The following is a 20,536-nucleotide window of genomic DNA, read 5'->3' on the forward strand; positions in this document are numbered from 1 at the left end:
TGTTCAATGTGCAGTCCACTGGATCGACGAGATGTCGACGCCGTCCTGGTACATCTCCCACAGCGGGCTCAGCTCGCGCAGCTTGTCCACGTTCTGGCGGATGGTCTGCACGGCATAGTCGATGTCGGCCTCGGTGGTCCAGCGGCCGATGGTCATGCGCAGGCTGCTGTGGGCCAGCTCGTCGCTGCGGCCCAGCGCGCGCAGCACGTAGCTGGGCTCCAGGCTGGCCGAGGTGCAGGCCGAGCCGCTGGACACCGCCAGGCCCTTGATGCCCATGATCAGCGACTCGCCTTCGACGAAGTTGAAGCTCATGTTCAGGTTGTGCGGCACGCGCCGGGTGGCGTGGCCGTTGATGAACACCTGTTCGATGTCCTGCAAGCCCTTGAGCATGCGGTCGTGCAGCGCCTGGATGCGCTCGTTCTCCGTTGCCATCTCTTCCCTGGCGATGCGGTAGGCCTCGCCCATGCCGACGATCTGGTGCGTGGGCAGCGTGCCCGAACGCATGCCGCGCTCGTGGCCTCCACCGTGCATCTGCGCCTCGATGCGGATGCGGGGCTTGCGGCGCACGTAGAGGGCACCGATGCCCTTGGGGCCGTAGGTCTTGTGCGAGGTCAGGCTCATGAGATCGACCTTGAGCGTGGCCAGGTCGATCGCGACGCGGCCCGTGGCCTGCGCGGCATCGACGTGGAACACCACACCCTTGGCGCGGCAGATCTCGCCGATGGCGGCGATGTCCTGGATCACGCCGATCTCGTTGTTCACGAACATCACACTGGCCAGGATGGTGTCGGGGCGGATCGCGGCCTCGAACGCCGCCAGGTCCAGCAGCCCGTCGGGCTGCACATCCATGTAGGTGACTTCGAAGCCCTGGCGCTCCAGTTCGCGGCAGGTGTCCAGCACGGCCTTGTGCTCGGTCTTGACCGTGATGATGTGCTTGCCCTTGCCCTTGTAGAACTGGGCGGCGCCCTTGATGGCAAGGTTGTCGGACTCGGTCGCGCCCGAGGTCCAGATGATCTCGCGAGGGTCTGCACCGATCAGTGCCGCCACTTGCTCGCGCGCCTTCTCGACCGCGGCCTCAGCTTCCCAGCCCCAGGCGTGGCTGCGCGATGCGGGGTTGCCGAAGTGCTCCCGCAGCCACGGAATCATGGCATCCACCACCCGCTCGTCGCAGGGGTTGGTGGCGCTGTAGTCCATGTAGATCGGGAAATGGGGCGTGCTTGACATTGGCTAGCTTTCAATCGCGGCTGGCTGGAGAAATGGCGGGCGCGAGGAGTTCAGGACTTGGCGAACGCATTGCCCAGCGCGAACACGGAGTTGGGCGCGTTCACGCGGATCGGCTTGACCACAGGCTGCGGCGAGATGGCGCGCTTGAGCATGGGCTTGCTCTCGACCTGCACGCCCTTGGCGATCTGGTCGTCGACAAGTTTCTGCAGGGTCACGGAGTCCAGGAACTCGACCATGCGCTGGTTCAGCGCGGCCCACAGCTCGTGCGTCATGCAGCGGCCAGCCTCGCCCAGACAGTTTTCCTTGCCGCCGCAATGGGTGGCGTCGATGGGCTCGTCGACCGAAACGATGATGTCGGCCACGGTGATGTCGGTGGCCTTGCGGCCCAGCGTGTAACCGCCGCCCGGGCCGCGCGTCGATTCCACGAGGTCGTGGCGCCGCAGCTTGCCGAACAACTGCTCCAGGTACGACAGGGAGATCTGCTGGCGCTGGCTGATGGCCGCCAGCGTGACCGGACCGTTGTTCTGGCGCAAGGCCAGATCGATCATGGCTGTGACCGCAAAACGGCCTTTGGTTGTCAGACGCATCGCAAGCTCCTTCTCAATTGCTTGACCTACCGTTGAAGCCGGAGCGGGGGTCCCACCCGGCCCGACGCGCTTTGCACCAGCTCTTCATCCGTTGACGATGTGGAAGCGGTTTGGAGCCCTCAGCGATGGACTTCTTCGATGCGCTTTTGTTCCCGATCAATTAACTCAAGTATAGCAGAAATCCCTATTGAATCTGTCGGGTAAACAGGTCTTTCCGGCTTTTGCCTAGAGGTGATCCTCTCCCGCGGCGCCGAAAGCCTGGGCCTTGAGCTGGGCCAGTTGGTCGCGCACGCGCGCGGCCTTCTCGAACTCCAGGTTGCGGGCATGCTCCAGCATCTGCTTTTCCAGCCGCTTGATCTCGCGCGCGATGTCTTTCTCGCTCATGTCCTCGACCTTGGCGCGCTGCAGCGCGGCCTGCTCGATGCGTTCGGCCTCCTTGCCGCTCTTTTCGCTGTAGACGCCATCGATGAGGTCGCGCACCTTCTTGACGATGGCGCGTGGCGTGATGCCCTGGGCTTCGTTGTGCGCCATCTGCTTGGCGCGCCGGCGCTCGGTCTCGTCGATGGCGCGGCGCATGGAGTCGGTGATGCGGTCCGCGTAGAGGATGGCCTTGCCCTGCAGATTGCGCGCGGCGCGGCCGATGGTCTGGATCAGCGAGCGCTCCGAGCGCAGGAAGCCCTCCTTGTCGGCATCGAGGATGGCGACCAGCGACACCTCGGGAATGTCCAGGCCTTCGCGCAGCAGGTTGATGCCGACCAGCACGTCAAAGCTTCCGAGGCGCAGGTCGCGCAGAATCTCCACGCGCTCCACCGTGTCGATGTCCGAGTGCAGGTAGCGCACCTTGACGCCGTTGTCGGCGAGGTAGTCGGTCAGTTGCTCGGCCATGCGCTTGGTCAGCGTGGTGATCAACACGCGCTCGTCGCGCTCCACGCGCAGCCGGATCTCCTGCAGCACGTCGTCGACCTGGGTCGCGGCCGGGCGCACCTCCACCTCGGGGTCGATCAGGCCGGTCGGCCGCACCACCTGCTCGACCACCTGGCCGGCATGGGTCTTCTCGTAGTCGGCCGGCGTGGCGGAGACGAAGATGGCCTGGCGCATGCGCTGCTCGAACTCCTCGAACTTGAGTGGCCGGTTGTCCAGCGCACTGGGCAGGCGGAACCCGTACTCCACCAGCGTGGTCTTGCGCGAGCGGTCGCCGTTGTACATGGCGCCGAGCTGGCCGATCAGCACATGGCTTTCGTCCAGGAACATCACGGCGTCCTTGGGCAGGTAGTCGGTCAGCGTGGACGGCGGATCGCCCGGCGCCGAACCCGACAGGTGCCGCGTATAGTTCTCGATGCCCTTGCAGTGGCCGACCTCGCTGAGCATTTCCAGATCGAAGCGGGTGCGCTGCTCCAGGCGCTGGGCCTCGACCAGCTTGCCGGCATCGACCAGTTGCTGGAGCCGCTCGCTCAGTTCGAGTTTGATGGTCTCCACGGCCGTGAGCACCTTGTCGCGCGGCGTCACGTAGTGGCTGCTCGGGTAGACCGTGAAGCGCGGGATCTTCTGCTTGATGCGGCCGGTCAGCGGATCGAACAGCTGCAACGTCTCGATCTCGTCGTCGAACAGCTCGATGCGGATGGCCAACTCGGAATGCTCGGCCGGAAACACGTCGATGGTGTCGCCGCGCACGCGGAACTTTCCGCGCGAAAAGTCCTGGTCGTTGCGCTGGTATTGCATGCGGATCAGTTGCGCAATCACGTCGCGCTGGCCCATCTTGTCGCCCGCGCGCAGCGTCATGATCATGCGGTGGTAGCTCTCAGGCTCGCCGATGCCATAGATGGCCGACACCGTGGCCACGATCAGCACGTCGCGCCGCTCCAGGATGCTCTTGGTGCACGACAGCCGCATCTGCTCGATGTGCTCGTTGATCGCCGAGTCCTTCTCGATGAACAGGTCGCGCTGCGGCACATAGGCCTCGGGCTGGTAATAGTCGTAGTAGCTGACGAAGTACTCCACTGCGTTCTTCGGGAAGAACTCGCGGAATTCGCTGTACAGCTGCGCGGCCAGCGTCTTGTTCGGCGCGAACACGATGGCCGGCCGGCCCAGCCGTGCGACCACGTTGGCCATGGTGTAGGTCTTGCCCGAGCCCGTCACGCCCAGCAAAGTCTGGAACACCTCGCCGTCGCGCACGCCTTCGACCAATTGGTCGATCGCCTCGGGCTGGTCGCCGGCCGGGGGATAGGGCTGGAACAACTCGAACGGGGAACCAGGGAAATGGACGAACTCGCCCTTCTTCTCTTCTGCGGTGGTATCCAGAACTTCTGACATCAGGGAATCCGATCGTGACAGGAATGCTTAAAATTGGTGCACGGCCGTCGCCGGCTTCCTCGCGCAGCTCAAGCGAGGGGCAACCCGATAGGCTAGCGCAGCACGGCCCTCCCCGCTAGCGACAACCCTCTGCAGGAACTTCAATGTCTTTGTTCTCCGCCGTCGAGATGGCACCGCGCGACCCGATCCTGGGTCTGAACGAGCAGTTTGCCGCCGACACCAACCCCAACAAGGTCAACCTGGGCGTCGGTGTCTACTACGACGACAACGGCAAGCTGCCGCTGCTGGCCTGCGTGCAAAAGGCCGAACAAGCCATGATGCAGGCGCCCAAGGCACGCGGCTATCTGCCCATCGACGGCATCGCGGCCTATGACAGCGCCGTCAAGAACCTGGTATTTGGGGCCGACAGCGAACCTGTCAAGAGCGGCCGCGTCGCCACCGTGCAGGGCCTGGGCGGTACCGGCGGCCTGAAGATCGGCGCCGACTTCCTCAAGCGCCTGAACCCGAACGCCAAGGTGCTGATCAGCGACCCGAGCTGGGAGAACCACCGCGCGCTGTTCACGCAGGCCGGCTTCGAAGTGCAGAGCCACCGCTACTACGACGCAGCCAAGCGCGGTGTCGACTTCGACGGCATGCTGGCCGACCTGAAGGCCGCCGCGCCCGGCACCGTGGTCGTGCTGCACGCCTGCTGCCACAACCCGACCGGCTACGACCTCACGCCCGCGCAGTGGGACCAGGTCATCGCCACGGTCAAGGCCGGCAACCTCGTGCCCTTCCTGGACATGGCCTACCAGGGCTTCGGCCAGGGCATCGCCGAAGACGGCGTGGCGGTAGCCAAGGCCCTGGCCGCCGGCCTGTCGTTCTTCGTCTCGACCTCGTTCAGCAAGAGCTTCAGCCTGTACGGCGAGCGCGTCGGCGCCCTGTCCGTGCTGTGCCAGGACAAGGCCGAGGCCGACCGCGTGCTGAGCCAGCTCAAGATCATGATCCGCACCAACTACAGCAATCCGCCCACGCACGGCGGCAGCGTGGTGGCCTCGGTGTTGAACACGCCCGAACTGCGCGCGCTGTGGGAAGAGGAGCTGGCCGGCATGCGCACCCGCATCAAGCAGATGCGCGTGGCCCTGGTGGAGAAGCTCAAGGCCGCCGGCGTGCAGCAGGACATGGGCTTCATCACGACCCAGGTCGGCATGTTCAGCTACTCGGGCCTGTCCAAGGACCAGATGGTGCGCCTGCGCAACGAGTTCGGCGTCTACGGTACGGACACAGGCCGCATGTGCGTGGCCGCACTGAACAGCAAGAACATCGACTACGTCTGCGCCAGCATCGCCAAGGTCGTCTGACCTACCGCCGATGCCCTTGAAGACGCCGCGCGCCGCGCGGCGTTTTTCTTGGGGTCGCTTCAGCCGAAGAACCAGTAGCAAACGCCGATCGACGCCAGGATGCCGGCCGCATCGGCTAACACGGCGCAGGCCACAGCATGGCGGGCGCGCTGGATGCCGACGGCGCCGAAGTACACGGCCAGCACGTAGAAAGTGGTCTCGGTGCTGCCCTGCACCGTGGCGGCCAGCAGCGCGGCGAAGCTGTCCACACCCCGGTTCTGCATGGTCTCCAGCAGCAGCGCACGCGCGGCGCTGCCCGAGAAGGGCTTGACCAGCGCGGTCGGCATGGCGTCGACGAAGCGCGTGTCCCAGCCCGCCAGCGCCACCAGACCGCGCAAGCCGTCCAGCACCAGGTCGAGCGCGCCCGAGGCGCGCAGCACGCCCACCGCGCACAGCATCGCGACCAGGTAGGGCAGCAGATTCTTCGCCACGTCGAAGCCTTCCTTGGCGCCATCGACGAAGGCCTCGTAGACCGGCACGCGGCGCACCGCGCCCGCCAGCAGGAACAGCAGCACGATGGCGAACATCGTCAGGTTGCCCAGCAGGGAGGAAAGCCCCGCCAATGCCGTGGCCGACAGGCCCGCCAGCAGCGCCATGCAACCGCCCATCAGCACGGCACCAGGCACCAGGTAGGCCAGCACCACCGGGTCCCACAACCGCAGGCGCTGCACGGCGGCCACGGCCAGCAGCGCGACCAGCGTGCCGACGGCGTTGGCCAGCAGGATGGGGAGGAACACCAGCGTCGGGTCGGCCGCCCCCTGCTGGGCGCGGTACATGAAGATGCTGACCGGCAACAACGTCAGCGCCGACGCGTTCAGGACGAGGAACAGGATTTGGGCGTTGCTGGCCACCGTGGCGTTCGGGTTGAGTTCCTGCAGTGAACGCATGGCCTTGAGTCCGATCGGGGTGGCCGCATTGTCCAAACCCAGCGCATTGGCGGCGAAGTTCAGCGTGATCAGGCCCAGTGACGGGTGGCCCGGCGGCACCTGCGGCATCAGCCGGCACAGCAGCGGCGACAGCAGCCGCGCCAGCCAGTTGACCAGCCCCGCCTGTTCGGCGACGCGCAGGAAGCCCAGCCACAGCGTCAGGGTGCCGAACAGCAACACCATGACCTCCACCGCCAGCTTGGCCATGGCGAACAGCGCCTGCACCATCGCGGCGAAGACCTCTGCCTCTCCTCCTACCAACCAGCGCCAACCGGCGCTGGCGGCCGCGGTCAGAAAGAAGCCCAGCCACAACCCATTCAGCATGGCGGGCAGTGTAGTGGCGCCCGTCACCGCCTTCGGCGCACCGATGGCGTGCATAAACAGAATCCAACAGCGTGCGCAAATGGCGCATTGCGCACTGCATTGGTGTTTCCCGTCATGCACGGCAGCCTGACAACTGCTATATTGCTGCAGTGCAGCAAGACCGCGCTGTACATCCTTCTCCTCTCTCTCCTTCCCGCGATGCTGTACCAGATCTACGAAGCCCAGCGCTCCCTGATGGAGCCATTTGCCGAATTTGCAAATGCCGCCTCCAAGCTGTTCGGCAACCCGGCGTCGCCGCTGGGCCAGAACCCCTTCGCCCAGCGCGTAGCCGCGGGCTACGACCTCCTGTACCGGCTGGGCAAGGACTACGAGAAGCCGGTGTTCGGCCTGCAGACCGTGACCGTGGGCGGCGTGGACGTCGCCATCCATGAACGCGTGGAGGTCAACAAGCCCTTTTGCGAACTGCGCCGCTTCAAGCGCTTCACCGATGACGGAGGCACCCTGGCCACTCTCAAGGGCCAGCCTGCGGTTCTGATCGTCGCCCCGCTGTCGGGCCACTACGCCACCTTGCTGCGTGACACCGTCAAGTCCATGCTGGGCGGCCACAAGGTCTACATCACCGACTGGAAGAACGCCCGTACCGTGCCGCTGTCCGAGGGCGAGTTCCATCTGGACGACTACGTCAACTACGTGCAGGAATTCATCCGGCACCTGCAGTCCGTCTACGGCGACTGCCACGTGATGAGCGTGTGCCAGCCCACTGTGCCGGTGCTGGCTGCCGTCTCGCTGATGGCTTCGCGCGGCGAGCGGCTGCCGCTGTCCATGACCATGATGGGCGGCCCCATCGACGCGCGCAAGTCGCCGACTGCCGTGAACAACCTGGCCATGAACAAGAGCTTCGAATGGTTCGAAAACAACGTGATCTACCGCGTGCCGCAGACTTTCGCAGGCGCGGGCCGGCGCGTGTACCCTGGCTTCCTGCAGCATGCGGGCTTCGTGGCCATGAACCCCGACCATCACGCCAAGAGCCACTACGACTACTTCGAGCATCTGCTGCAGGGCGATGACGTCGGCGCCGAGAGCCACCGCAAGTTCTACGACGAGTACAACGCGGTGCTGGACATGGACGCCGACTACTACCTGGAGACCATCGCCACGGTGTTCCAGGACTTCAAGCTCGTCAACGGCACGTGGCAAGTCCGCAACCCCAAGGGCGTGTCCGAGCTGGTGCAGCCGCAGGACATCCGGGGCTGCGCATTGCTGACCGTCGAAGGCGAGCTCGACGACATCTCCGGCTCGGGCCAGACCGCCGCCGCGCACGGGCTGTGCAGCGGCATCGCCGCAGACCAGCGCGAGCATTTCGAGGTCAAGGGCGCAGGCCACTACGGCATCTTCAGTGGCCGGCGCTGGCGCGAGGGCGTCTATCCCAAAGTGCGTGACTTCATCCTCGCGCACAACCAGGGCGCCAAGTCCAGTACGCCACGTGGCGGCACCTTGGCACGCACTGCCGCTGTACGCGTTGCGACCAAAAAGACGAGCGCCGCCTGAAGGTGTCCACCCTGGCCCAGCGCGTACTGGCCGAACTGCCGCAGACGCAGTGCACGCGCTGCGGCTACCCCGATTGCGCGGCCTACGCGCAGGCGATCACCGACGAACAGGCGCCGATCAACCGCTGCCCGCCAGGCGGCGCCGAGGGCGTGGAGCGCCTGGCCCGGCTGACCGGCCGGGCCGCCCTGCCCCTTGATCCGACCTACGGAACCGAGGGGCCGCGCCAGATGGCCTTCATCGACGAGGACTGGTGCATCGGCTGCACGCTGTGTCTCAAAGCATGCCCCGTCGACGCGATCATCGGCGCCAGCAAGGCCATGCACACGGTGCTGGAAGCGCATTGCACGGGCTGTGAACTCTGCATCCCGGTCTGCCCGGTCGACTGCATCCACCTCGAACCCACCAGCGGTAGCCTGACCGGCTGGGCCGCTTGGTCGCAGAGCCAAGCGATGGCAGCAAGGACGCGGTATGCGCAGCACGCGGCGCGGCCACCAGCCGATGCGCCCTCACCTGCGCCGCTCCCCGAAGAGGCGCCGGCCGCTGCCCAGGCCGATCCCCGGCGCGCCATCGTCGAGGCCGCCCTGGCGCGCGCCCGGGCCCGCCGCACGCAAAGCTGAGGCCCTGGCGTTCTCATCGCGCCCCAAAAAGACAAACGGGTCACGCAATTGCTTGCGTAACCCGTTGCGGTTGTGGCGGAGTGGACGGGACTCGAACCCGCGACCCCCGGCGTGACAGGCCGGTATTCTAACCAACTGAACTACCACTCCTGGTAGGTAGCTTCGGCACCTTGCGGCGACCCAAGCGCTACGAACTTGGCGACCCTACGGGGATTCGAACCCCGGTACTCACCGTGAAAGGGTGATGTCCTAGGCCTCTAGACGATAGGGTCAAGGACCAATCGACGACGGTTCACGTGGTGGAGGTAAGCGGGATCGAACCGCTGACCTCTTGCATGCCATGCAAGCGCTCTCCCAGCTGAGCTATACCCCCGGGTGAACCGTCAATCTTCAAAATAAAACGGGCCTCAACATCTCTGCTGCAAGCCCGTTGATCTCCCGAAGGAAATTTGGCGGAGTGGACGGGACTCGAACCCGCGACCCCCGGCGTGACAGGCCGGTATTCTAACCAACTGAACTACCACTCCTGGTAGGTGGCTTCGGCACCTTGCGGCAACCCAAGCACTGCAAAACTTGGCGACCCTACGGGGATTCGAACCCCGGTACTCACCGTGAAAGGGTGATGTCCTAGGCCTCTAGACGATAGGGTCAAAACCTTTGGACTGAATCCGTTCGACAGTGATGACAACTTACTTGGTGGAGGTAAGCGGGATCGAACCGCTGACCTCTTGCATGCCATGCAAGCGCTCTCCCAGCTGAGCTATACCCCCTTGGGTAGTTGTCAATTTTTGACGTTTTGCAAGCTTTTTAGCCGCATCCTCGTCATCTATCGAGCCTCAAATTATAGAACGCTTTTTAGGCTGCTCGCAATCGCTCGACCACATTTTTTTTCGTGGACAAAGCGAGCACCGCATCGAGCGATGGCGTCTGCGCTGTGCCCATGACCAACACGCGCACAGGCATGGCCAGTTGCGGCATCTTGAGACCGTGCGCACCCAGCACCTCCATGAGTGCAGCGGCGATGGCCGGCTTCTCCCAGGCCACGTTTTCCAGCTTGTCGGCCAGCGCAGTGATCGCAGGACGCACGGCGTCGGTCACATGCTGCGCCAGTTCATCCGGCTTGGGCTGCACGCCGCGGTAGAAGGCCGCAGCCCAATTGGCCAGCGCCACCGTGGTGTCGCAACGGTCTTTGAACAGGCCGCAGATCGCGGGCAGGCGTTCGTCAGCGGTGATGCCCTGCTTGCGCAGTTGCTCGGCCACCAGCGGCGCGAGCACATCGTCGGCCGCGGCCTTCAGGTGCTGGGCATTGACCCAGCGCAGCTTGGCCTCGTCGAACTGCGCGGCACTGCGGCCCAGGTGGTCCAGGTCGAACCACTCCAGGAACTGCGCACGGCTGAAGATCTCGTCGTCGCCGTGGCTCCAGCCCAGGCGCGCAAGGTAGTTGACCATGGCATCGGGCAGGTAGCCTTCGTCGCGGTACTGCGTGACGGGCTTGGCACCGTAGCGCTTGGACATCTTCTCGACGCGCTTCTCGCCATGCTCGTCCACCACCTCGTTCAGCACGGTGGGCAGGTGGGCGTAGACCGGCGGCTCCTTGCCGAGCGCGCGGAAGATGTTGATCTGGCGCGGCGTGTTGTTGACATGGTCGTCGCCACGGATCACATGCGTGATCGCCATGTCGATGTCGTCGACGACCACGCAGAAGTTGTAGGTCGGCGTGCCATCGGGCCGCGCGATCACGAGGTCGTCGAGTTCGTCGTTGCGGATCTCGATGCGGCCCTTGACCTTGTCCTCCCAGACCACCGAACCGCCCTGCGGGTTTTTGAAGCGCAGCACGGGCTGCACGCCTTCGGGGACGACCGGCAACACCTTGCCCGGCTCGGGCCGCCAGGTGCCGTCGTACCGCGGCTTTTCCTTGTTGGCCATCTGGCGCTCGCGCAACGCATCGAGCTCGGCCACGCCCATGTAGCAGGGGTAGACCAGGTCCTGCGCCTGCATCTGGGCCAGCACTTCCTTGTAGCGCGCGATGCGCTGCATCTGGTAGAACGGCCCTTCGTCGTGGTCCAGGCCCAGCCAGCGCATGCTTTCGATGATCACATCGACGGCGGCCTGTGAGGAACGCTCCAGGTCGGTATCTTCGATGCGCAACACGAAGACGCCGCCGCTGGCGCGCGCGAACGCCCACGGGTACAGGGCCGAGCGGATGTTGCCCAGGTGGATGAAGCCGGTCGGCGACGGCGCGAATCGGGTACGGACAGGAGGAGTCGGCATGTCGGGCATGGAAATCAGGCGGCTTCGGCGTTCGGCAGGGCCAGGCGCGAGCTGTCGGCATCGTCCTCGTTGCCGCCCACGCGGCGTTCGTTGAGGCGGGCGATGTCGCCTTCGGAGATGTCGCCGGTCACGTAGACACCGTCGAAGCACGAGGCATCGAAGCCGGCGATGGCCGGGTTCAGCGAGCCCACGGCCTTTTTCATGCCGTCGACGTCCTGGTAGATCAGCGCGTCGCAGCCGATGATGGCGCGGATCTCCTCGACCGTGCGGCCGTGCGCGACCAGCTCGTCCTTGGTCGGCATGTCGATGCCGTAGACGTTGGGGTAGCGTACGGGCGGCGCGGCGCTGGCCAGGTAAACCTTGCGGGCGCCGGCATCGCGCGCCATCTGCACGATCTCACGGCTGGTGGTGCCGCGCACGATGGAGTCGTCGACCAGCAGCACGTTGCGGTCCTTGAACTCGCTGGCGATCGCGTTGAGCTTCTGGCGCACGGACTTCTTGCGCACGCCCTGCCCCGGCATGATGAAGGTGCGGCCCACGTAGCGGTTCTTGACGAAGCCCTCGCGGTACGGGATGCCCAGCAGCTGCGCCAGCTGCATCGCGCTCGGACGGCTGGATTCCGGGATCGGGATCACCACGTCGACACCGCTCGGCGGCAGCGTTGACACCAGGCGCTTGGCCAGCGCTTCGCCGAGGTTCAGCCGGGCCTGGTAGACCGAGATGCCGTCCATGACCGAATCGGGCCGTGCGAGGTAGACGTACTCGAAGATGCAGGGATTCAGCCGCGGCGACTCCGCGCACTGCTCAGCGTGCACCTTGCCCTGCAGGTCGATGAACACGGCCTCGCCTGGCTCCACGTTGCGCTCGAAATCGTGGCCCGTTCCTTCCAGCGTGACCGACTCGCTGGCCACCATGACGGTGTCGCCGCTGCGGCCCATCACGAGCGGGCGGATGCCATAGGGATCGCGGAAAGCCAGCAAGCCGTAGCCCGCGATCAATGCGACCACGGCATAAGAACCGCGCACGCGCTTGTGCACGGCCCGCACGGCGGCGAACACCTCGGAAGCGTTGAGTGGCACACCACGCGTGGAGCGCTCCAATTCGTGCGCCAGCACGTTGAGCAGCACCTCGGAATCGCTCTCCGTGTTGGTGTGCCGGTGGTCGGTGCTGAACAGCTCGGCCTTGAGCGCATGGGCATTCGTGAGGTTGCCGTTGTGCACCAGCACGATGCCGAAGGGCGCGTTCACGTAGAAGGGCTGGGCCTCTTCCTCGCTGTAAGCATTGCCAGCCGTGGGGTAGCGCGCCTGGCCCAGGCCACAGTTGCCAGGCAGCGCACGCATGTTGCGCGTGCGGAACACGTCGCGCACCATGCCCTTGGCCTTGTGCATGAAGAACTTGCGCTCCTGCTGGGTCACGATGCCGGCCGCATCCTGGCCACGGTGCTGCAACAGCAGCAGCGCGTCATAGATCAGCTGGTTGACAGGGGCATTGCTGACGACGCCGACGATTCCGCACATGGTTGTTCCCGCAGGTGAAAGGTGGCGGCCAGGCTCAGGCCGCGAAACTCAGGGTAGATACTCGGCAAGCCCGCTCGGCAGCGCCTGCTTGAACGCATGCAGCACCGACACCGTGATGCCCGCCCCATGGGACTGGCGCCACCAGGGCTCGCGCTGCAGCGGTGTATTGGAGATGATGACGCCGGCCGCCAGAATCAAGATGGCGCCGCGCAACAGGCCGAACACCATGCCCAGCACGCGGTCCACCGGCCGCAGGCCCACAGCCTGCACCAGCCGCTTGAACAAGGCCGCCAGCAGCCCGCAGGCGAACGCGCCCAGCACGAACACCAGCGCAAAGGCGGCCACGTAGCGCACCGTCTCGGCCGTCCCGCCCATGGGCAGGTGCGGCGCCACGTCGGGCGCCAGCCATTGCGCCAGCACGAACGCCGCGATCCAGCCCAGCACCGATAGCACCTCGAACACCAGGCCGCGCCAGGCCCCCAGCAGCAGCGAGCAGGCCAGCACGGCCAACAGGATCCAGTCGAAGACGGGCATGCACGGATGTCAGAGCGTGAGCACGGAGGCCGGCAGGCTCAGCGCCTTGATGCGCTCGGCCACCTTGTCGGCTTCGGCGCGCACGCCGTAGGGGCCGACGCGCACGCGGATGCGCGCACCGTCCTTGGTCTGCACTTCCTGGGTGTAGGTCTTGAGGCCGGCCCGCTCCAGGCGCTGGCGCGCCTCGCGCGCCTTGTCGACGTCGGCGAACGCACCGACCTGCACCACGAAGCGGCCGGACTGCTCCGCCGCACTGGCGGGGGCCGCTGCAGGCGCCGCGGCAGAGGCCGCAGTCTTGCCGTCCAGCAACGCACGCGCACGGGCACCGCTGTCGGTGGCCGGCACAGGTGCTGGACTGGGCGCTGGCGCCTTGGCCTCCACCTTGGGTTCGTGGCGGGGTTCGCTCTTCGGCTCGCTCCTGGCTTCGGCTTTCGGTTCGGCCTTGGCTTCGCTGCGGGCAGGCGGTGGCGCAGCGGGAGGCAGCACCTCTTCCTTGGCGTTCAGGCTGGCATCGGCTGCCACGCTGCCAGGGGTGTGCGCAGCTTCCGGCGCGGCCTGGGCCAGCTTGCCACCAGCGCCGGCGCCCGGCGGCTGGGCCTTGTCGCGGTCAGGAATGTCGAAGGGAATGTCGACCTGGATCGGCCGCGGCTGCGAGTCGAACAGCAGCGGAAAACCCAGCACGCCGACCAACACCAGCACGGTGGCGCCGATCAGCCGATGGCGCGCACGGCGGCGCATGTCGTCGATGGTTTCCGCAGGGCTGGCCGGGTGCTCGTCGCCCATGGGGCCGCGCGCGCGAAACTTGAAAAAGGCCATGGAGTGAGTTCAGCGACCGAGGTGCTTGGCGTGCAATTTGGGGAGGCCTTGCTCCAGCACGCCACCTACGGTCAGGAATGACCCAAAGACAAGGATTCTATCAGCGGGGTCTGCCGCACCCACGGCCGCCGCCAGGGCTTGCGTGGGTCCGGCATGCGCGCTGGCGGATGCGTCCTTGCGCGTGTTGAGCGCCTGCCAGCGTTGCAGCAGTTCGTCGGCCCGCGCCGCGCGCGTACCCGGCAGGTCGCAGAAGTACCAACGGTCCACGACCGGGGCCATGCGGCGCAGGATGCCGTCCAGGTCCTTGTCGGCCATGGCGCCAAAGACCGCATGCGTGTTGGGGAAAAAACCCATGGCGTCCAGGTTGGCCGCCAGCGCGGAGGCCGCGTGTGGGTTGTGCGCCACGTCCAGTACCAGCGTGGGCTGGCCCGGCACGATCTGGAAGCGCCCGGGCAGTTCGACCAGGGCCAGCCCCGCGCGCACGGCCTGGGCCGGGATCGGCAGGCGCTCGCGCACGGCCGTCAGCGCGGCCAGCACGCCGGCCGCGTTGAGCAGTTGGTTGGCACCGCGCAGCGCCGGATAGGCCAGGCCGCTGTAGCGCTTGCCGCGGCCGGCCCAGGCCCATTGCTGTTGGTCGCCCGAGAAGTTGAAGTCCACGCCAGACTGCCACAGGTCGGCGCCGATGGCATGCGCATGGCGCGCGATGCTGGCCGGCGGCACCGGGTCGCTGACCACGGCCGGACGGCCCGGGCGCAGGATGCCGGCCTTCTCGAAGCCGATAGATTCGCGGTCCGGGCCCAGGAATTCCATGTGGTCCAGGTCGATGCTCGTGATCACGGCGCAGTCGGCATCGATCACGTTGACGGCGTCCAGCCGGCCGCCCAGCCCCACCTCGAGCACGGCGAGGTCCAGCCTGGCATCGGCCAGGCAGCCCAGGATGGCCAGCGTGGTGAACTCGAAGTAGCTCAGCGTGGTGTCGCCGCGCGCCGCCTCGACACGCGCGAACTGCGGCAGCAGATCGGCCTCGGCGACCGCTTCGCCTGCGATGCGGCAACGCTCCTCGAAACGCACGAGGTGCGGCGAGGTGTAGACGCCGGTGCGCCAGCCGGCCTGGCCGGCGATGGATTCCAGCATGGCGCAGGTCGAGCCCTTGCCATTGGTGCCCGCCACCGTGATGACGGTGCAGTCGAAGCGCAGCTGCATGCGCTCGGCCACCCGGCGCACGCGCTCCAGCCCCAGGTCGATCGGTCGGGCGTGCAGTTGCTCGCAGTGTGCGAGCCATTCGGCGAGAGTTCGGGCCAGGGTTTGCATAGGGCCCGGATTGTCGCAAACACGTTCGCCATAATCGCGCGCCATGACCACCCTGTACGGCATTCCCAACTGCGACACCGTCAAGAAGGCGCGCACCTGGCTCGACGCGCAGGGCATCGCCTACGCCTTCCACGATTTCAAGAAGGCCGGCGTGCCGGCGCAGCTGGATGCCTGGATCGCTCAATTGGGCTGGGAAGTCGTGCTGAACCGCAAGGGCACGACCTGGCGCAAGCTCGACGCCGCGCAGCAAGCCGCTGTCCAGGACGCGGCCAGCGCCGCCGCATTGCTGCGCGCGCAACCCAGCGCGATCAAACGCCCCGTCGTCGAATGGGACGACGGCACCGTGACCGCGGGCTTCGCGCCCGAGGCCTGGGCCACCCGCCGCCACTGATTTTTTTCACTCTGTCTTTTTGAGACCATGACCACCAGCAGCATCGCGGGCGTGACCGTCACGACCCAGGCCAATGTCTACTTCGACGGCAAGTGCGTGAGCCACGCCATCACCTTCCCCGACGGCACCAAGAAGAGCGTGGGCGTGGTCCTGCCGGCCGAGCTGACCTTCGGCACGGCCGCCCCCGAGATCATGGAATGCGTGGGCGGCGCCTGTGAGTACCGCCTGGCCGGCACCGATGCCTGGGTCAAGTCCAGCGCCGGTGAACAGTTCAGCGTGCCGGGCAACACGAAGTTCGACATCCGCGTGACGGCCGAAACCGGGCCGTACCACTACATCTGCCATTACGGATAAGGTTGGCGGCTGATCAGACGACCACCGGCTCCGGCTCCAGCCGGATGCCGAAGCGTTCGTAGACGCTGGTCTGGATCGCCCGGGCCAGCGTCATGACCTCGCCGCCCGTGGCGGGATTGTCCTTTCCGCCGCGGTTCACGAGCACCAGCGCCTGCTTTTCGTAGACGCCGGCATTGCCCACGCTCTTGCCCTTCCAGCCGCAGGCATCGATGAGCCAGCCAGCGGCCAGCTTGATGCTGCCGTCGGCCATCGGGTAATGCACCACGCGCGGGTCGCGGCCGATGATGTCGGCACACTGCTCGGGCGTCACGGTCGGGTTCTTGAAGAAGCTGCCGGCGTTGCCGATCACCTGCGGATCGGGCAGCTTGTGGCGGCGGATCTCGCAGATCCATTCGAAGATCTGCCGGGCCGTGGGCGCGGCAATGCCGGTCTCGGCCTGCTTGCGCTCCAGGTCCAAGTAGCCCAGCACGGGCCTCCACGGCTTGGGCAGTCGCAGCCGCACACGCGTGATGAGGGCGCGGCCCGCCAGGCCGAAGTCCGACAGCTCGGCCGCCGCATGCTTGAACACCGAATCGCGGTACCCGAAGGCGCATTGCGCGGCGGACAACGTGAAGGGCTTGCCCGTCGCCAGATCGACCGCGTCGAGCGATTCAAAGCGATCCTGCAGCTCCACCCCGTACGCACCGATGTTCTGTACCGGGGAGGCGCCCACGGTGCCGGGGATCAGCGCGAGGTTCTCCAGGCCCGGCAAGCCCTGCGCGAGCGTCCAGGCCACGAAGTCGTGCCAGTTCTCGCCGGCGCCGGCCTCGACGACCCAGGCGCGCTCGGCCTCCTCGACCACGCGCCGGCCCATGATCTCCACCTTGAGCACCAGGGCGCGCACGTCGCCGGTCAGCACGATGTTGCTGCCGCCGCCGAGCACGAACTTGGGTGCGGCCGCGAGCTCCGGATCGGCCAGCACAGCCGCCAGATCGGCTTCGGACCCCACGCGCACCAGCGTGTGCGCGCGCGCCACGATGCCGAAGGCGTTGTAGGCCCGCAGCGGGACATTCATCTCGACTAACATCTTGGAATTGTCGCATCGCATGCCGGCCCTGACGCCCGCGCTCACGGCCCGGCGCAACCTCCAGGAACCACACCCATGCCTTCTTTCGACACCGTTTGTGAAGCCGACCTCGTCAAGGTCCGCAACGCCGTGGACAACAGCGCCAAGGAAATCGGCACCCGCTTCGATTTCAAGGGCACCTCGGCCGCCATCGAGCTCAAGGACAAGGAGATCACCCTCATCGGCGATGCCGAGTTCCAGCTCGACCAGATCGCCGACGTGCTGCGCAACAAGCTGACCAAGCAGGAGGTCGACGTGCGCTTCCTGGACATGGGCGACGTGCAGAAGATGGGCGGCGACAAGGTCAAGCGCGTGGTCAAGGTGCGCAATGGCATCGAGGCCGAACTGGCCAAAAAGCTGCAGCGCCTGATCAAGGACAGCAAGCTCAAGGTGCAGGCCGCCATCCAGGGCGAGACCGTGCGCGTGACGGGCACCAAGCGCGACGACCTGCAGGCCGCGATGGCGCTGATCCGCAAGGACATCACCGACATCCCGCTGTCGTTCAACAACTTCCGCGACTGATGCGCATGCGCCGGGCTCTCGCGCTGGCGGCCCTGCTGCTGGCGGCATGGCTGGGCCAGGCGCAAGCGCAGTCCGTGGCGCTGACGGGCGTGCTGGGCCAGCGCGCGCTGTTGGTGGTGGATGGAGCCGGGCCGCGCAGCGTGGCCATCGGCGAGAGCTGGCGCGGCGTCAAGCTGCTAGCGTTGCAGGGCGAGCAGGCCGAACTCGAAATCGGCGGGCGCCGCACCAGCGTGCGCCTGGGCGGCTCGCCGGTCGCCATGGGCGTGCCGGCGGCCGACCGGCGCATCGTGCTGCAGGCCGACGGCCGCGGCCACTTCATGGGTCAGGGCCGCATCAACGGCCAGCTCGTGCAGTTCATGGTGGACACGGGCGCCAGCACCGTGGCACTGGACACCGCCGAGGCGGAACGACTGAAACTGGATTTCCGCAAGGGCCGTCAGGCCAACATGGGCACGGCCAACGGTGCCATCCAGGTCTGGGTCGTCCGGCTCGCTTCGCTGCGCATTGGCGAGACCGAACTCAGGGACATCGAGGCCGCCGTCGTGCCCCAGCCCATGCCCTATGTGCTGCTCGGCAACAACGTGCTGGCGCGCTTCCAGATGAGTCGCGGCCCGCAGCAGATGGTGCTGGAGCAGCGCTACTGATGGCCATGCAGCCCACCGCCGTCCCGCATCCGCAGGACGCCGAATACGAAGACCTGCTGGGCCTGTGGGCCGAACTGGAGGCCGGGCTGTCCACGCTGCTGCTGCGGCCGCGCCAGGTGGCCGAGTTCCCGCGCAAAGTGCAGCAGTACGACCGCTGGATGCAGGATCTGCTCCAGCACGACATGGACACCGGCCTGTACCTGCTGTATCAGCTCGCGGCCAACCGCACGCTGGGCTACAGCAGCGCCCATGCGCTGGTGTGTGGCGTGCTGTGCCATGTGCTGGCGGCGGAATTGGCGCTGCCACAGTCCGAGCGCGACAGTCTGGTCGGTGCGGCCCTGACCATGAACCTCTCGATGACGGCGCTGCAGAACCGCCTGGCCGAACAGGCCGAAGCCCCCAACACCGAGCAGAAAGAGCAGATCGACGCGCATGCCGCGACCGGCAGCATGCTGCTGGGCCGCCTGGGGGTGGCCGACGCGGACTGGTTGCAGGTCGTCGCCCTGCACCACGAGAGTCTGCCCCCCGCCGCGCTGGATACGCTGGCGCCGGTGCAACGCCTGGCCCGCATCCTGCAGGTGGTGGACCGCTACGCCGCGATGATCAGCCCGCGCAAGTCGCGCGCCGCGCGCAGCGTGATCGAGACCGTGCGCGCCATGCTGGGCCGTGGCGATGTCGCGCGCGAGGCCGCCGGCATGGCGCTGGTGCGCGCCGTGGGCCTGTGCCCGCCGGGCAGCTTCGTGCGGCTGGATTCGGGCGAGGTGGCCCTGGTGCTGCGCCGCGGCCGCCAGGCCAACCATCCGCTCGTGGCGACCGTGCTGGGCAAGAGCGGCGAGAAGCTGGCCGCCCCGCGCCTGCTGCGCATCGTACTGGGCGGTCCGGCCATCCAGTCGGCGCTGACGCCCGAGCTGCTGCGCAACCGCGTGCGCATCAACCACCAGGCCCTGCTGCGCCAGGCCCTGCAGGCCGAACGCGCGCACGGCGCCTGAGCGCTACTTCTTCTTGCTGCCCAGGCGCGATTCCTTGCCTTGGGCCAGCCGGCCGATGTTCTCACGGTGGCGCCAGAACAGCAGCAGGGCCATCACGCCCAGCGCCAGCGCGATGCGTTTGTCGGCATACCAGGCCAGGCCGTTGCCGAACAGGTAGTAGACCGGCGCGAAGACGGCCGCCACCAGCGAGGCCAGCGAGGAATAGCGAAAGAAGAAGGCGATGATGAGCCAGGTCAGCGCTACAGCCAGGCCGAGAACCCAGTCCACGCCGAACAGCACGCCGAGCGCCGTGGCCACGCCCTTGCCTCCCTGGAAGCGGAAGAACACCGGGTACAGGTGGCCCAGGAACGCCGCCAGGCCCACCAGCGCCACCGTGCCCTCCTGCAGCCCGACGCGCTCGCCGTGCCAGACCACCAGCGCTACCGGCAGCCAGCCCTTGAGCGCGTCGAGCAGCAGCGTGGCGATCGCCGCGGGCTTGCTGCCCGAGCGCAGCACATTGGTCGCGCCCGGGTTCTTGCTGCCGTAGCTGCGCGGGTCCGACAGGCCCATCACGCGGCTGACGATCACGGCGAAGGACAACGAGCCCAGCAGGTAGGCGGCCAGCGTGGCGAGGAAAGAATTCATGGGGTGCAAATGTCTCCGGCGAAAGGCGCGCGCATTGTGCCAGCGCCGCCCCTCACAGCGGCAGGCCGCACTGCACCGGTTTTGCGTCCAGCAGCTGCACGCAGACCTGCGGATCGATGCCGACCAGAAAGCCGCGCCGCCCGCCGTTGATGGCGATGCGCGGCAACGCCAGAATGGTCTCCTCGATGTAGACCGGCATGCGTTTCTTCGTGCCGAACGGCGAGGTGCCGCCCACCAGGTAGCCGCTGTGCCGGTTCGCCACCTCGGGCGCGCAGGCCTCGACCGACTTGGCGCCGATCTGGCGCGCCAGATTCTTGGTCGAAACCTTGCGGTTGCCGTGCATCAGCACCAGCAGCGGCTTGGCGTCCTGGTCCTGCATGACCAGTGTCTTGACCACCGTGAACGGGTCCAGCCCCAGCACCTCGGCGCTGTGCTGGGCACCGCCGTGCTCCAGGTACTCGTACGGGTGCTCGGTGAACGCGACCTTGTGCGCGCGCAGCAGCTGGGTGGCCGGCGTTTCCGAGACGTGCTGCTTGGCCATGC

The 20,536-nt window shown here is 66.7% G+C and carries 20 protein-coding genes and 6 tRNA genes; 8 read left to right on the forward strand and 18 right to left on the reverse strand.

Going from position 1 to position 20,536, the window contains the following annotated elements; genetic code table 11:
- Positions 1 to 3: 3 nt before the first annotated feature.
- The 3 genes from ASF45_RS01765 to uvrB form a co-directional block, all read right to left on the reverse strand.
- A complete protein-coding gene (locus ASF45_RS01765) occupies positions 4 to 1,224 on the reverse strand; it encodes an IscS subfamily cysteine desulfurase (RefSeq protein ID WP_056655952.1) in 1,221 nt (406 codons plus the stop codon).
- Positions 1,225 to 1,274: 50 nt separating this feature from the next.
- Positions 1,275 to 1,811: a Fe-S cluster assembly transcriptional regulator IscR gene (gene iscR / locus ASF45_RS01770; RefSeq protein WP_056655955.1), complete on the reverse strand. Its 537-nt coding sequence runs from the start codon at positions 1,809 to 1,811 to the stop codon at positions 1,275 to 1,277.
- 225 nt (positions 1,812 to 2,036) lie between these two features.
- Entirely contained in the window at positions 2,037 to 4,121 is a 2,085-nt protein-coding gene (uvrB, locus tag ASF45_RS01775) for an excinuclease ABC subunit UvrB (protein ID WP_056655958.1), read from the reverse strand.
- A gap of 143 nt (positions 4,122 to 4,264) precedes the next feature.
- On the opposite strand from uvrB, the gene ASF45_RS01780 reads away from it, so the two are divergent.
- Entirely contained in the window at positions 4,265 to 5,461 is a 1,197-nt protein-coding gene (locus tag ASF45_RS01780) for an amino acid aminotransferase (protein ID WP_056655961.1), read from the forward strand.
- A gap of 59 nt (positions 5,462 to 5,520) precedes the next feature.
- On the opposite strand, the gene ASF45_RS01785 is transcribed toward ASF45_RS01780, so the two are convergent.
- Positions 5,521 to 6,750 carry a nucleoside recognition domain-containing protein gene (locus ASF45_RS01785; protein ID WP_056657396.1) on the reverse strand — a complete coding sequence of 410 codons (1,230 nt, stop codon included), beginning with the start codon at positions 6,748 to 6,750 and terminating at the stop codon, positions 5,521 to 5,523.
- A 198-nt stretch (positions 6,751 to 6,948) separates the two neighbouring features.
- Here ASF45_RS01785 and ASF45_RS01790 point away from each other — a divergent pair, with 198 nt between their 5' ends.
- Positions 6,949 to 8,298: a polyhydroxyalkanoate depolymerase gene (locus ASF45_RS01790; RefSeq protein ID WP_056657399.1), complete on the forward strand. Its 1,350-nt coding sequence runs from the start codon at positions 6,949 to 6,951 to the stop codon at positions 8,296 to 8,298.
- Positions 8,299 to 8,300: 2 nt separating this feature from the next.
- Positions 8,301 to 8,915: an RnfABCDGE type electron transport complex subunit B gene (locus ASF45_RS01795; protein WP_056655964.1), complete on the forward strand. Its 615-nt coding sequence runs from the start codon at positions 8,301 to 8,303 to the stop codon at positions 8,913 to 8,915.
- Positions 8,916 to 8,988: 73 nt separating this feature from the next.
- On the opposite strand, the gene ASF45_RS01800 is transcribed toward ASF45_RS01795, so the two are convergent.
- From ASF45_RS01800 to folC, 11 genes are all read right to left on the reverse strand, one after another.
- Positions 8,989 to 9,065, reverse strand: a tRNA-Asp gene (locus ASF45_RS01800).
- 46 nt (positions 9,066 to 9,111) lie between these two features.
- Positions 9,112 to 9,187, reverse strand: a tRNA-Glu gene (locus tag ASF45_RS01805).
- A 25-nt stretch (positions 9,188 to 9,212) separates the two neighbouring features.
- Positions 9,213 to 9,288: transfer RNA gene (locus ASF45_RS01810), tRNA-Ala, on the reverse strand.
- A 77-nt stretch (positions 9,289 to 9,365) separates the two neighbouring features.
- A tRNA-Asp gene (locus tag ASF45_RS01815) sits at positions 9,366 to 9,442 on the reverse strand.
- Between the two features lie 47 nt (positions 9,443 to 9,489).
- Positions 9,490 to 9,565 (reverse strand) — tRNA-Glu (locus ASF45_RS01820).
- Between the two features lie 44 nt (positions 9,566 to 9,609).
- Positions 9,610 to 9,685: transfer RNA gene (locus ASF45_RS01825), tRNA-Ala, on the reverse strand.
- Positions 9,686 to 9,770: 85 nt separating this feature from the next.
- Positions 9,771 to 11,195 carry a glutamate--tRNA ligase gene (gene gltX, locus ASF45_RS01830; protein WP_056655966.1) on the reverse strand — a complete coding sequence of 475 codons (1,425 nt, stop codon included), beginning with the start codon at positions 11,193 to 11,195 and terminating at the stop codon, positions 9,771 to 9,773.
- Between the two features lie 5 nt (positions 11,196 to 11,200).
- The gene (purF, locus tag ASF45_RS01835; protein WP_056655970.1) at positions 11,201 to 12,703 is read right to left on the reverse strand and encodes an amidophosphoribosyltransferase; all 1,503 of its coding nucleotides are present in this window, start codon (positions 12,701 to 12,703) and stop codon (positions 11,201 to 11,203) included.
- A gap of 48 nt (positions 12,704 to 12,751) precedes the next feature.
- Positions 12,752 to 13,237, reverse strand: coding sequence for a CvpA family protein (locus ASF45_RS01840; protein ID WP_056655973.1), 486 nt, complete (start codon positions 13,235 to 13,237; stop codon positions 12,752 to 12,754).
- A gap of 9 nt (positions 13,238 to 13,246) precedes the next feature.
- Positions 13,247 to 14,053, reverse strand: coding sequence for an SPOR domain-containing protein (locus tag ASF45_RS01845; protein ID WP_056655975.1), 807 nt, complete (start codon positions 14,051 to 14,053; stop codon positions 13,247 to 13,249).
- 9 nt (positions 14,054 to 14,062) lie between these two features.
- Positions 14,063 to 15,364: a bifunctional tetrahydrofolate synthase/dihydrofolate synthase gene (gene folC, locus ASF45_RS01850; RefSeq protein WP_056655978.1), complete on the reverse strand. Its 1,302-nt coding sequence runs from the start codon at positions 15,362 to 15,364 to the stop codon at positions 14,063 to 14,065.
- A 43-nt stretch (positions 15,365 to 15,407) separates the two neighbouring features.
- On the opposite strand from folC, the gene ASF45_RS01855 reads away from it, so the two are divergent.
- Both ASF45_RS01855 and ASF45_RS01860 read left to right on the forward strand, forming a co-directional pair.
- On the forward strand, positions 15,408 to 15,755 hold the full coding sequence (locus tag ASF45_RS01855) for an ArsC family reductase (protein WP_056655982.1): 348 nt from the start codon (positions 15,408 to 15,410) through the stop codon (positions 15,753 to 15,755).
- A 27-nt stretch (positions 15,756 to 15,782) separates the two neighbouring features.
- Positions 15,783 to 16,109, forward strand: a complete 327-nt coding sequence (locus ASF45_RS01860; RefSeq protein WP_056655985.1) for a pyrimidine/purine nucleoside phosphorylase — start codon at positions 15,783 to 15,785, stop codon at positions 16,107 to 16,109.
- 13 nt (positions 16,110 to 16,122) lie between these two features.
- On the opposite strand, the gene murB is transcribed toward ASF45_RS01860, so the two are convergent.
- Complete coding sequence (gene murB, locus ASF45_RS01865; RefSeq protein WP_056655988.1) at positions 16,123 to 17,175, reverse strand: UDP-N-acetylmuramate dehydrogenase; 1,053 nt, start codon at positions 17,173 to 17,175, stop codon at positions 16,123 to 16,125.
- A 75-nt stretch (positions 17,176 to 17,250) separates the two neighbouring features.
- Between murB and ASF45_RS01870 the strand changes: the two genes are divergently transcribed.
- The 3 genes from ASF45_RS01870 to ASF45_RS01880 are packed head-to-tail and all read left to right on the forward strand — an operon-like array spanning position 17,251 to position 19,369.
- Positions 17,251 to 17,736, forward strand: coding sequence for a YajQ family cyclic di-GMP-binding protein (locus ASF45_RS01870; RefSeq protein WP_056655991.1), 486 nt, complete (start codon positions 17,251 to 17,253; stop codon positions 17,734 to 17,736).
- On the forward strand, positions 17,736 to 18,380 hold the full coding sequence (locus ASF45_RS01875; protein ID WP_056655993.1) for a TIGR02281 family clan AA aspartic protease: 645 nt from the start codon (positions 17,736 to 17,738) through the stop codon (positions 18,378 to 18,380). The genes ASF45_RS01870 and ASF45_RS01875 overlap by 1 nt, the downstream gene beginning before the upstream one ends.
- Positions 18,380 to 19,369 carry an HD-GYP domain-containing protein gene (locus ASF45_RS01880; RefSeq protein WP_056655996.1) on the forward strand — a complete coding sequence of 330 codons (990 nt, stop codon included), beginning with the start codon at positions 18,380 to 18,382 and terminating at the stop codon, positions 19,367 to 19,369. The genes ASF45_RS01875 and ASF45_RS01880 overlap by 1 nt, the downstream gene beginning before the upstream one ends.
- Before the next feature lie 3 nt (positions 19,370 to 19,372).
- Here the strand turns inward: ASF45_RS01880 and plsY are convergent, their stop codons facing one another.
- Together plsY and ybaK are read right to left on the reverse strand one after the other, a co-directional pair.
- Positions 19,373 to 19,993, reverse strand: coding sequence for a glycerol-3-phosphate 1-O-acyltransferase PlsY (gene plsY, locus ASF45_RS01885; protein ID WP_056655999.1), 621 nt, complete (start codon positions 19,991 to 19,993; stop codon positions 19,373 to 19,375).
- A gap of 52 nt (positions 19,994 to 20,045) precedes the next feature.
- On the reverse strand, positions 20,046 to 20,534 hold the full coding sequence (gene ybaK / locus ASF45_RS01890; RefSeq protein ID WP_056656002.1) for a Cys-tRNA(Pro) deacylase: 489 nt from the start codon (positions 20,532 to 20,534) through the stop codon (positions 20,046 to 20,048).
- Between the last annotated feature and the right edge of the window lie 2 nt (positions 20,535 to 20,536).

It is taken from the genome of Pseudorhodoferax sp. Leaf265 (assembly GCF_001422365.1).
In the GTDB taxonomy this organism is placed as follows: Bacteria; Pseudomonadota; Gammaproteobacteria; order Burkholderiales; family Burkholderiaceae_C; genus Pseudorhodoferax.